A 12,550-nucleotide genomic window follows, 5' to 3' on the forward strand; every position below is an offset into this window, starting at 1 on the left:
GGAATAATAGCGTCAACACCAGTGAAACAGTCACACGATAAGAATAAGCCAAGCTGCTTTGTTTTCTCTCTTTATATATACAAAGCAGGACGTCTTGATGCTTTCTAAAATTGTTCTTTCAGAGGATTTAATAATGAAAAAGTTAATCTTACCCTGCTTAATAACCACATTAATAGCTTCCCATGCCGCTTGGGCGGATGACAGTAAAGTGCCACAAAAAGCCAATAAACCATTCACTATCGGTGTAGTGGTTACCCAATGCTGAAAAACACCGGATATTGAGAGCGCGTTTTGACAAATTTAAGTGCATTGCCGAGGCGTTAAGCAGAGTCATGTAGCGGCATCACAGGCAGAATTTAGTAAAAAACACAATAACATCATCCTGCCAGAACCACCGATAAGTGCGGAAAATGAGATCCACCCGTTATAAAGAGGGTGGAGCCGTCGCCTCGCACTGACAATCTATAGTAAAATTCTTGTTAAAGTCATACTAAAAAATATCGGCTTGGTTCTTCTATCGATTACTAACGATTGTTTCTGTTATCGAACGCTTTCGCTAACTGATGTTGAATGTGAGAAAAATATGTCAAACAAACCGTTCCACTATCAGGATCCCTTCCCGTTAAAGGAAGATGATACTGAGTATTACCTTGTCAGTAATAATCACGTCTCGGTTACCCAGTTTGAAGGCCACGACATGCTAAAAGTCGAGCCAGAAGCCCTGACCCTCCTCGCCCAACACGCTTTCCACGACGCCTCATTCCTGCTACGCCCCGCTCACCAAAAGCAAGTTGCCGCTATTTTGGATGACCCAGAAGCGAGCGAAAATGACAAATATGTTGCTCTGCAATTCCTGCGTAATTCGGAAATTTCCGCCAAAGGGATTTTACCGACCTGTCAGGATACCGGCACCGCAATTATCGTCGGCAAAAAAGGCCAACGTGTTTGGACCGGTGGCAATGATGCAGAAGCCCTGTCACGCGGCGTGTATAACACCTTTATTGAAGATAACCTGCGCTACTCGCAAAACGCGGCGCTGGATATGTACCAAGAAGTGAACACCGGCACCAACCTGCCAGCACAAATTGACCTGTACAGCACTGAAGGCGAGGACTACAAATTCCTGTTCGTCACCAAAGGTGGCGGTTCAGCCAACAAGACCTATCTGTATCAGGAAACCAAGGCGCTGCTGTCTCCGGGCAAGCTGAAAGAGTATCTGGTCGAGAAAATGCGCACCTTGGGTACCGCGGCCTGCCCGCCATACCATATCGCCTTTGTGATTGGTGGGACGTCGGCTGAAAGTACCCTCAAGACCGTCAAGTTAGCCTCAACCAAATATTATGATGGTCTGCCGACTGAAGGGAATGAGCACGGGCAAGCTTTCCGTGATACCGCGCTGGAACAAGAGCTACTGGAAGCGGCACAGGACTTAGGTTTAGGCGCGCAGTTCGGCGGCAAATACTTTGCTCATGATGTGCGGGTGGTGCGTTTGCCGCGTCATGGTGCATCCTGCCCTGTCGGGATGGGGGTCTCCTGCTCTGCCGACCGTAATATTAAAGGCAAGATTAACCGCAAAGGGATTTGGCTGGAAAGGCTAGAGCAAAACCCAGGGAAATATATTCCTGAGCATTTGCGCCAGAGCACCGAAGGCAAAGTGGTTAAAATCGACCTTAACCGCCCAATGGCCGATATCTTAAAAGAGCTGTCTCAGTATCCGGTATCAACCCGCCTGTCACTGAGTGGGACGATTATTGTTGGCCGTGATATTGCCCATGCAAAATTAAAAGAACGGTTGGATAACGGTGAAGGTTTGCCGCAATACATTAAAGATCATCCGATCTACTACGCCGGGCCGGCCAAAACACCGGAAGGTTATGCATCAGGTTCCCTCGGGCCAACCACCGCGGGCCGCATGGATTCCTACGTGGACCTTCTGCAATCCCACGGCGGCAGCATGATCATGCTGGCAAAAGGCAACCGTAGCCAGCAAGTGACCGATGCCTGTCACAAACATGGCGGCTTCTATTTGGGCAGCATTGGCGGCCCAGCCGCAGTATTGGCACAAAACAGCATTAAGAGTCTGGAGTGTGTGGAATATCCTGAACTGGGTATGGAAGCCATCTGGAAAATTGAAGTGGAAGACTTCCCAGCCTTTATCTTGGTAGATGATAAAGGTAATGATTTCTTCCAACAGATCCAGGCATCAAGATGTAACCGCTGCGGTTAACATTAAAATCCAACCTCGGTGGTTTCGCCGGGGTTGGATTTATTACAAATAAAAAATTTACAGATAAAAAGCAGATAAAATTTCGAATAGTTTTTAAGCACCCCACTGGTGCAATTTATTAACCTCCGCCATTCTCTTCGCTATGCTCTACATGGATAATCTCGCCATTTTGCTTTTCATCATCCACAGTTAGCGCCGACCACCAGCCCCAAACGAATGAACCATTTACGTGCAACGTAAAGCCCTGATTTAGTGCAACGAATTTCAATTTTACTATTTGATTTTTATTGAAAATTCTTCGTTGACAATAACTCTGATTACTTTTTATAGTGACCCTGACTTCTCCGCAAGAACGCCAACGTTGTCGGCTTGTGGTTATGGCAATAGAGCCCTCGCAATGTCATCTGACTTTGCCGGGCTTTTTTTTTGGCTTTTTTTCAGACCCACTTTTTTAACCAATATCAGGGGTACTTATGTCCAGAATAAAACGGTCAAGAATAAAATGTCATTACGCTGCGCTCTCAATCGCGCTGGCAACTGCATTTGCCGTGACCTACTCAGGTATGACGATCGCGGCAGAAAAACCGGTGAAAATTGGTTTATTGGAAGATGCTTCCGGTAACTTTGCTTTGCCGGTTATTCCCAAAATTCATGCCACAGAACTGGCAGTAGAAGAAATCAATGCCAAAGGCGGCATACTCGGACGCCCAATCGAGTTGGTCAAATACGATACGCAATCCGATAACACCCGCTTTCAACAAATGGCTCGCCGCTTAATTAAAAATGACAAAGTAGATGTGATATTCGGGGCGTTTTCCAGTGCCTCACGCGAAGCTATCCGCCCGATAATGGATCGTGAAAAGCAGCTCTATTGGTATAACAATCAGTATGAAGGCGGCGTGTGTGACTCCAATGTTTTCGTCACCGGCGCCGTGCCTGAACAGCAGTTCTCAACCCTGATCCCGTGGATGATGGAGAAGTACGGCAAAAAAGTTTACACCATTGCTGCCGACTATAACTTCGGGCAAATCTCGGCTGAATGGGTGCGCAAAATTGTGGAAGAGAATGGCGGCACCATGGTGGGTGAGGAGTTTATCCCGCTGAGTGTTTCGCAATTTGGTCAAACCATTCAGAACATCCAGAAAGCCAAACCTGATTTCGTGATGACTTTGCTGGTCGGGGCGAACCAATCTTCTTATTACGAGCAACAAGCCGCAGCAAAATTGAACTTGCCGATGGGGAGTTCAGTTAACGTCGGCCAGGCTTATGAACACAAACGCTTTAAAGCCCCGGCACTGAAAGATATGTATATCACGGCTAACTACATTGAAGAAGTGGATAGCCCCGCCAGTAATGATTTCAAACAGCGTTTCCACGCCAAATTCCCGAATGAACCGTACATCAATCAGGAAGCGGCCAATGCCTACGACGCAGTTTATCTGTACAAAGCGGCGGTAGAAAAAGCGGGCAGCACCGATATGGACGCAGTGCGTAAATCACTGGAAAGTGGTGATATCTGTACCGATGGCCCTTCAGGAAAAGTCTGTATCGATCCGAAAAGCCATCATTTGAGCCACACCATCTATCTGGCTCATGTCAAAGATGACCACTCAATCGAGATCCCGAAAGTGTGGGCCGATATCAAACCGTATTGGTTGGGTGAAGCCGGTTGTAACTTGCCGGTGAAACCGGATAACAGCCAATACACGCCATCATCTCCGCCGAAAAAGGCCTAAACCACGCTAATGACAAAGCTATTGATAGCTTGGTGAGTGAAGGGGTGACCACACCTCGGGGCGCTCCGGTGGCTTACGCACTTGTATTTGAAACTAAGAGCGACCCCAACGGCACGTTTCCCCTTCATTTGACTTTGTCAGCAGTTTGAACGGGCTATTTTATAGGGAAGTCACCGCTTGAGCGGGCTTCCCTGTGTTATCCATTTTCAATAGTGTCAATCAGGACACCAGGGATTGCCAAACGATGTTAACGCTATCCTTTCTCTATTCGGTGATTTATCAGTTTGGCGATAACTTCGCCTATCTGGTGCTGGCAGCACTGGGGCTGGCGGTTATTTTTGGCATGATGGGCGTGATAAATCTGGCACATGGCGAATTCATTATGTGTGGTGCTTATGTCACCATCCTGATGAACAAGGCAGGCTTGCCACTGCCTTTTGCCATGCTCGCCGGTACCTTAGCGGCGGCGTTCTTCGGCGGGGTGGTCGAGCGCCTTGTGGTGCGCCATCTCTATGGCCGTTTGTATGATTCGGTGGTGGCGACGTGGGCTATCAGCCTGATTGTGCAGCAAAGTATGTTGCTGATCGCCGGTCCATCACTGGAGGGATTGTCTACGCCTTTCGGCTCTTTCACCCTTGGCGAATACTCGTTTGCCACTTACCGCGCATTACTGCCCTTTTTCGCCATTGCCATATTAATGGTGCTCTATTGGTTGTTCTTCCACACCAATTACGGCGTCTGTGCCAGAGCTACCATTCAAAACGCCCGCATGGCCTCCTGTCTGGGGTTAGAAACTGATCGTATTTATACCCTGACATTCGCGCTGGGCGCAGGGCTGGCGGGGCTCGCAGGTGCCATTTATGCCCCGACGCTAACCGCCGTACCCACCATGGGCAGCAGCTTTATTGTTCAAGCCTTTGTTTCGGTAGTGGTCGGTGGCGCCAATGTACTTGTTGGCACCATTCCTGCAGCAATTGCCTTAGGTGCGATACAAACCGGGCTGAACTCCTGGTATGGGCAACTGGCGGGGCAAATTGGCTTACTGGTCACCGCTGTCTTGGTTATCCGCTTACTGCCTAACGGTATTGGCAGCCTGTTTACCCGTAACCGCTAGGAGCCTAATGTGACAATGACCTCTGTTAATTTATCGACGGTGAAGCAACGCACGCCATCCACCACTCGGCTGGCGGCACTGTTAATTCTGGCCGGCGCACTCGCGCTGCCGTTAGTGGTCGATAGCGCCATGATAGGCGACTTCTCCTACTTCCTACTCTGGACCTTCTGTGCCATCGGATTGGCCGCAATGTGGGGGCATGGCGGCATTTTATCTTTCGGGCAGACCGCCTTCTTTGGCCTTGCCGGTTACACCTATGGCGTGATGACGCTGAATTTTGGCGATGGGGTACTCTCCACCTGGTCGGGTCTGGTCATGGCACTGCTAGTGGCTGCCACCGTGGCGGCGGCACTGGGTTATCTGATGTTTTACGGCGGGGTGACCGGTATTTTTATCGGCATTGTGACGCTCTCTTTCACGCTGGTATTGGAAACCTTTATGTCCCAGACCGCTGGCCCGCAATGGGCTATCGGCAGCGCGCGACTGAATGGGTTTAATGGTATGTCAGGTATGCCGCCACTCTCCCTACCGTGGTTTGGCGGCGAATTACTGACACTGGAAGGCAATGCGTTCTACTACCTGATTATCGTGCTGCTCGCGGGGGTTTATTGGGCTGTTCGGCGCTTATTGCGCTCCGATTTTGGCCTGACACTGGCCTCTATCCGTGAGAACCCACGTCGGGCAGAAATGCTCGGTATTGATATCCGCCGCTATCAATTACTGGTGTTCGTGCTGGGTGGCGTGCTCTCCGGGTTATCCGGCGCACTTTATACCCTGTGGGGTTCTTACATTACCCCCTCTTCCATGGGGCTAACCGCCGCCGCGATGCCGGTTATCTGGGTAGCGACCGCTGGGCGTAAAAACATTTTCGGCACGGTGGTCATCACTGCCCTGCTGGTGTGGTTATCCCAATGGTTGGCTATCTATGGCAGCGAATACGCCATGATTTTGCTGGGTGCCATTTTGCTGTTTGTAGTGCTGGCCGCCCCTAATGGCCTATTACCTTGGCTGGCAGAGAAAATCACCCGCTTATCTGCCGCACGTCAGAAGAAAGGGGAATCGCTATGAATCAGGTATCACAGGATTTGATCCTCGAAACCCGTGGGCTGAGTAAGCGCTTCGGTGGCATTCAGGTTATCAATAAGGTCGATTTGCAAATACGTCGCGGTGAAGTGCGCTGTGTCATTGGCCCGAATGGCGCCGGTAAAAGTACCTTTTTCAAATTACTGACGGGTGAACATACGCCAAGTGATGGGGATATCCGTTTCTTCAATCGTCGGCTGAATACTTTAGCACCGTTTCAGCGCATCAGGATGGGCATGAGCATTAAGTTTCAGATCCCCGGTATTTTCCCTGAATTGACCGTTGAGCAACATTTGCAATTATCACTCAGCCACTTACGCCCAGAGGTTCGCTCACAAGCGGTCAGTGTCGATGAGCTACTCGAGCGCTTTAAGCTCAGCGCTGAATACCATCAGTTGGCCGGTAACTTGTCTCACGGCAAAAAACAGTGGCTGGAAATTGCGATGGCTGTGTCGCTGCAACCGACGTTGCTAATGCTTGATGAGCCGGTGGCGGGCTTATCTATTGATGAAACCTATCTCACTGGCGAGCTGATTAAGCAGATGCAGAGTGATGGTCTGACGCTGATGGTAGTGGAACACGACATGACATTCGTGCGCCAGATTGCCTCACAAGTCACGGTCCTCCATGGCGGGCAGGTTTTTGCTGACGGCAATGCCGCCGACGTGTTGGCCCGTGAGGATGTGGCGGATATCTATTTGGGGAAAGCGGTATGAATAACGTGGTGTTGCAAATAGAGGGGCTGACCGGCGGTTATGGCGGTGGGCAAGTGCTTAATGGCGTAACACTGCAACTGCACGCCGCAGAAGTCTTAGGTTTGATTGGCCGCAATGGGGTGGGGAAAACCACACTGATGCGCACTTTAATTGGCGCGGTACCGACGAAACAAGGCAGCATTTTGTTGGGCGAGACTGACATCACCCTAGCCTCACCGCAGCGCCGTGCCCGCTTGGGGATGGGTTACGTCCCGCAAGGACGTGAAGTGTTTGCTGGTCTGACGGTGGCGGAGAACCTGCAAGTCGGCATGCAGTTTGTACGAGAACACCGTGAGTTTGCTAAAGACTTGCTGGAGCGGGTGCTGGATTACTTCCCCATCTTGCGCCAAAGGCTCAAACAAAAAGCCGGCACCATGAGTGGCGGCGAGCAACAACAATTGGCTATCGCCAGAGCCTTGGTCGGCTCACCCAAAGTATTACTGTTGGATGAACCCTCGGAAGGTGTTCAGCCCTCTATCGTCAATATCATTGCCGATACCCTGGTGCGCATTGCCCGCGAACTGCATGTGGCGGTGATTCTGGTTGAACAGGATATCGCGATGATCCAGCGGGCCGCACAACGGTGCGCGGTGATGGACAAAGGCCAAATAGTAGAAAACCTGACCCAACAACAACTTTCTGATGATCTTTTAATGCGCCGTCATCTGGCTTTGTAACCGGATGCCCTTATTACGTGGAGAATTGCTAATGAAATGGCTGGAAGAATCAATCATGGTCAAACGCGGTGTCGGTGCTGGACGTAAACCGGTGACCCATCATCTGACCGAAGAGATGCAAAAAGAATTTCACTATACCATCGGCCCCTACTCAACACCGGTGCTGACCATTGAGCCTGGTGATCGGGTGATTGTCGATACCCGCGATGCCTTTGAGGGTGCCATTAGCTCAGAGCAAGATATTCCGAGCCAACTGCTTAAAATGCCCTTTCTCAACCCGCAAAATGGCCCAATCATGATCAATGGTGCCGAGAAAGGGGATGTGATTGCAGTTTATATCGAATCCATGTTGCCGCGTGGCGTTAACCCGCACGGCATCTGTGCCATGATCCCCCATTTTGGCGGGCTGACCGGAACAGATCTAACCGCCATGCTCAATGACCCACTGCCAGAAAAAGTGCGCATGATTAAGCTCGACAGCGAAAAGGTCTACTGGAGCGAGCGCCACACCCTGCCCTATAAACCTCACATTGGCACCCTAAGTGTGTCGCCAGAAATTGACTCAATCAATTCACTCACGCCGGATAATCACGGCGGAAATATGGATGTCCCGGATATCGGGCCGGGGAGTATTACTTATCTGCCGGTGCGCGCCCCCGGAGGACGCCTGTTTATTGGTGATGCTCATGCCTGTCAGGGGGATGGGGAGATTTGCGGCACCGCGGTGGAGTTCGCCTCAATCACCACTATTAAAGTGGATTTGATTAAGAACTGGCAACTCTCCTGGCCACGAATGGAGAACGCCGAAACCATCATGAGTATCGGCAGTGCGCGCCCGTTAGAGGATGCCACCCGCATTGCTTATCGCGACCTGATTTACTGGCTGGTGGCCGATTTTGGCTTCGAGCAGTGGGATGCCTACATGTTACTGAGCCAATGCGGCAAAGTGCGGCTGGGCAACATGGTCGACCCGAAATACACCGTCGGCGCGATGCTTAACAAAGAACTTTTAGCGCAGTAAAAACAGCTAGCACAGTAAAAGTTCTAGACCCTAAATAATTCGAGTTGCAGGAAGGCGGCAAGTGAGTGGCAAATCAGCCAGGAACCGATTTGAACGCTGTTTGCAGCGGCCTCGCAGAGGCGAGGCCCATGGACGGGCCGAGTAACGAGGGCAGCCAATCCCCTGCAGCTTGAAGTATGACGGGTATTCATCGAGTTTGGATAAGCAGGTGCCTATGAGTTCAGATACACCGGTCAACATTGGCTTACTGTACTCCTTCAGCGGTGTGACGGCGGCACAAGAGCTGTCGCAATGGCGGGGAGCAACACAGGCTATTGCCGAAATTAACCAAAATGGCGGCATCAACGGCAGGCCACTGAATGCGATTCATTTTGACCCACAATCTGACGATACGCAGTTCCGTGCCTTGGCCGAACAATTGATCGTCGAACATGAGGTTAATGTGATTTTTGGCGGCTACACCTCCAGTAGCCGTAAAGCCATGTCACCCGTCGTCGAAAAGTACCGTCGGCTGCTGTTCTACTCGCAACTGTATGAAGGTTTTGAGTTTTCGGAGAATATCTTTTACGGCGGCGCGGCACCTAATCAAAACTGTGTACAACTGGCGGACTATCTCACCGGGCAGTTTGGCGCGCGGGTTTATTTGATTGGCTCCCGTTATATTTACCCTTATGAATGTAATCGCAACATGCAGGAGTTAATTCTGCAACGCCACGATGGCGCGGTCATTGGCGAACGCTATTTAGATCTGAATGCACCTTATGAGGCGTTTCTGCCCATCATTGAGGAGATAACCAAAAAGCAGCCCGACTTCATCTTCAGTACCGTGGTAGGTCAAACAGTCCCCTTTTTGTATCAGGCTTATCAGGCTGCGGGGCTGGATCCTGGCCGCATGCCAATTGGCAGTCTGAATACATCAGAAACCGAGATTGCCATTATGGGGGCACAAGTGGCACAGGGCCATTTCAGTTCAGCTCCCTATTTCCAAAGCATTAGCACCAAAGCAAATCAATCAGCACTTAAACAATTCCATCAACAATTTGGGCCGGGACTCACCACCGACATGAATTGGGAAGCCACTTACAGCCAGGTACATCTGTTTGCCAAAGCCATGGCAGAATGCGGCAGCGACCATATCTTCCCGCTGTCTGCCGCACTGCGTGGGAGCCAATTTGATGCCCCTCAAGGCCGCATTCGTATTGACCCACTGAATCAACATACCGGACTGTATCCACGCATTGGTATGGCGAATGAGCATGGGCAATTTACCATCGTGCAGGAGTCTCGCCGTATCGTCGAACCCGACCCCTATATGACCAATCAGATTCAGGGCGATTGGGTCACGAAGTTAACGACAGTGGGGTATCCACATGCGACCTAGCGATAGCAGAATCAGTGCGACCGCCCTATTACTCAGTCGTGGGATCCGTTGTGTGGTGTTACATCCCGACGACGAAGACGGTGCCACCCTCACCAATCATTTACGCCGAATGGGGTTTAAGGTTCAGGCTTTCTGGCCTACCCCTGAGCAACTCCCCGCCGATACGGATCTGATTTTCTATGCATTACAGTCAGATAACCCGGAACCAGATGTGTCATGGCTCAACCCTAACAAACATGCCCTGATAGCAGTTATTACCTATGAAAATCCGACGTTTATTGATCAAGCACTCAATATGGGCGCGGGCACCTCGATAACCACTCCCATTCGTGCCTCAGGCTTATTGTCAGCCATGGTGTTTGCTTTACACCATGCCCAACAGCAGCGGCAGATGAGTGATCGAATCGAACGGCTGGAGAAGAAAGTGCTCGGGGTTCGCCAGGTCAGTGAGGCCAAAGCCATCCTGATGCGGATGCACAGCATTGGTGAAGAGCAGGCTTACGACATCCTGCGCCATCAGGCCATGGATAAGCGCATTACCGTCGAAGAGATCTCGTGTGCATTGATTCAGGCCAACGATATTTTCTCTTGGACCACCCCAGCTGCTGCTAATAGTCGGAAGAATTGAGTTTAATTGCCGCTATATGCCGAACCTAAAACTTATTATTTATGAGGATAATCATGTCGATAACGTCTTTTCTTGCAGCCACAATTCAATTTGAACCCTTAATGTTTGCCAAAGAAGCGAATGTGCGTCAGTTACTGGCATTGGTTGAACAGGCGGCACAGAAAGGTGCTCGTCTGATTACCACGCCAGAAATGGCGACCACCGGTTACTGTTGGTTTGATCGACAAGAGATTGCGCCCATGGTCGAAACCGTCCCCGGTGAGAGCACCGCCCGCTTTGCGCAACTGGCACAGCGCTATCAATGCTATATCGTCTTAGGGATGCCAGAAGTGGATCCGCAAACAGCGCTGTATTACAACAGTGCGGTACTCATCGGGCCACAGGGGGTGATTGGCTGCCATCGCAAAAGCCACCCCTATATTTCAGAGCCTAAATGGGCTGCTGCGGGTGACGTCGGGCATCAAGTGTTTGATACAGCGCTGGGACGTATTGGCATGCTGGTGTGTATGGATATTCATTTTCCCGAAACGGCCCGTCTGCTGGCACTGGATGGTGTTGATGTCATTTGCCATATCAGCAACTGGCTGGCAGAGCGCACTCCGGCCCCTTACTGGATCAGCCGGGCCATGGAAAATGGCTGCTATCTGTTGGAAAGCAACCGCTGGGGATTAGAGCGCGGCGTGCAATTTAGCGGTGGCAGTTGCATCATTGAGCCTGATGGCAACATTGCTGCGGTAGTGGATGGCGGCGATGGAATTGCTTATGCCGAAATTGACATCAGCCGTAGCCGTCAGCGTCAAGTGTTAGGCGAGTTAGTGTTTGAGCAGCGCCGCCCTGACTATTATCACGCGCTATTAAGTGACAGTTTTTTGTGGAACCCACAGGATTTCTTTGGGCTTTACGGGCAACGGCCGTTGCCGCCCGGTAAGCAGAGCCGGATCACGGTAGCGCAGTTCTCCCCAACAGAACGGCTGGAGGACAATTTGGCAGCAATTACCGCCCTGACAGAAGAGGCGGTGTTACAGCAAGACAGTGAGCTTATCGTGTTCCCGGAGTTATCCCTGACCGGTTATCTCGCGGGTGCGGCTCAGGCCCAAACACCAGAAAGTCCCGCGGTGCAGGCGCTGGCTCGTCTGGCTATAAAGTTACGGGTATATCTGGTAGTAGGAATGGCCGAAAAACAGCAAGATAAGTGCTACAACACCCAGATTCTGTTGGGGCCGGAGGGGGTCATTGGCACCTATCGGCAAATACATCTGTCTCGAGCACATCAAGCGTGGGCTAGCGCTGGGGAGCACTGGCGCGTATTTGATACTGCGCTCGGAAGAGTCGGATTGCTGCTGGGCCATGATGCACTGTTACCCGAATCAGCACGTATTTTGGCCCTGATGGGATGCGATATTATCGCCTGTTCCGCCGCACTTCCTGCGGGGTTCACTGCTGCGCATGCGGGCAGTGTCGTGGTGCAAAACTATCCGATTCCAATGGGAGCCGACCCGCTACACTGGCACTTATTCAGAACCCGCGCGGGGGAAAATAATCTTTATCTGGCCTTTGCCAATGCTGTCGATGACCTCAATCAGCAAGGAGGATATAGCGGAATATTCGGGCCGGAAACCTTCACTTTCCCACGTCTTGAGCGGCTGCTGTGGCAAGAAACGCAAGCCGTAACACAAACCATTAATACCGCGTCTCTCGCCGGCAGCCCCTACCCAACCAATGTAGTGCGCCGTAAAGATCTGGTCACCATGCGCCAGCCCCATCACTACAAACCGTTACTGAATTAGTCCCTCTCCCTGACTAACCTCGGATAAGTATTACCGGGGTTAGTGCTATAACCGCGCCATTCTGCACATATGTGCAAAACCAACCACATCACGCAAAATAAAAATGTGATCACAATCCAAATTTTGTCGTCAAGATCGTTG

10 protein-coding genes and 1 pseudogene are annotated in these 12,550 nt (G+C 51.0%); all 11 read left to right on the forward strand.

Annotated elements, in window-relative coordinates; translation table 11 throughout:
• Positions 1–133 precede the first annotated feature (133 nt).
• Positions 134–253 (forward strand): annotated as a pseudogene (locus tag V2A85_RS17590) (autoinducer 2 ABC transporter substrate-binding protein); the annotation flags it as partial.
• Between the two features lie 330 nt (positions 254–583).
• Positions 584–2,227 carry a class I fumarate hydratase FumA gene (fumA, locus tag V2A85_RS17595; RefSeq protein WP_083160309.1) on the forward strand — a complete coding sequence of 548 codons (1,644 nt, stop codon included), beginning with the start codon at positions 584–586 and terminating at the stop codon, positions 2,225–2,227.
• A gap of 569 nt (positions 2,228–2,796) precedes the next feature.
• On the forward strand, positions 2,797–3,963 hold the full coding sequence (locus V2A85_RS17600) for an urea ABC transporter substrate-binding protein (RefSeq protein WP_019080392.1): 1,167 nt from the start codon (positions 2,797–2,799) through the stop codon (positions 3,961–3,963).
• 244 nt (positions 3,964–4,207) lie between these two features.
• A complete protein-coding gene (locus V2A85_RS17605; protein ID WP_005181910.1) occupies positions 4,208–5,077 on the forward strand; it encodes an ABC transporter permease subunit in 870 nt (289 codons plus the stop codon).
• A 9-nt stretch (positions 5,078–5,086) separates the two neighbouring features.
• On the forward strand, positions 5,087–6,145 hold the full coding sequence (locus V2A85_RS17610; RefSeq protein ID WP_420071977.1) for an ABC transporter permease subunit: 1,059 nt from the start codon (positions 5,087–5,089) through the stop codon (positions 6,143–6,145).
• A complete protein-coding gene (locus tag V2A85_RS17615; protein ID WP_372558096.1) occupies positions 6,142–6,876 on the forward strand; it encodes an ATP-binding cassette domain-containing protein in 735 nt (244 codons plus the stop codon). Before V2A85_RS17610 ends, V2A85_RS17615 begins: the two co-directional genes overlap by 4 nt.
• Positions 6,873–7,592, forward strand: a complete 720-nt coding sequence (locus V2A85_RS17620) for an ABC transporter ATP-binding protein (protein ID WP_372558095.1) — start codon at positions 6,873–6,875, stop codon at positions 7,590–7,592. Before V2A85_RS17615 ends, V2A85_RS17620 begins: the two co-directional genes overlap by 4 nt.
• 31 nt (positions 7,593–7,623) lie before the next feature.
• Positions 7,624–8,613 carry an acetamidase/formamidase family protein gene (locus tag V2A85_RS17625; protein ID WP_005165162.1) on the forward strand — a complete coding sequence of 330 codons (990 nt, stop codon included), beginning with the start codon at positions 7,624–7,626 and terminating at the stop codon, positions 8,611–8,613.
• 214 nt (positions 8,614–8,827) lie between these two features.
• Positions 8,828–9,994, forward strand: coding sequence for a transporter substrate-binding domain-containing protein (locus V2A85_RS17630; protein ID WP_372558094.1), 1,167 nt, complete (start codon positions 8,828–8,830; stop codon positions 9,992–9,994).
• The gene (locus V2A85_RS17635) at positions 9,984–10,622 is read left to right on the forward strand and encodes an ANTAR domain-containing response regulator (RefSeq protein ID WP_372558093.1); all 639 of its coding nucleotides are present in this window, start codon (positions 9,984–9,986) and stop codon (positions 10,620–10,622) included. The genes V2A85_RS17630 and V2A85_RS17635 overlap by 11 nt, the downstream gene beginning before the upstream one ends.
• Before the next feature lie 53 nt (positions 10,623–10,675).
• A complete protein-coding gene (locus V2A85_RS17640; protein ID WP_420071978.1) occupies positions 10,676–12,409 on the forward strand; it encodes a nitrilase-related carbon-nitrogen hydrolase in 1,734 nt (577 codons plus the stop codon).
• The last annotated feature ends 141 nt before the right edge of the window (positions 12,410–12,550 follow it).

It is taken from the genome of Yersinia sp. 1252 StPb PI (assembly GCF_048593885.1).
Taxonomy (GTDB): Bacteria; Pseudomonadota; Gammaproteobacteria; order Enterobacterales; family Enterobacteriaceae; genus Yersinia; species Yersinia enterocolitica_E.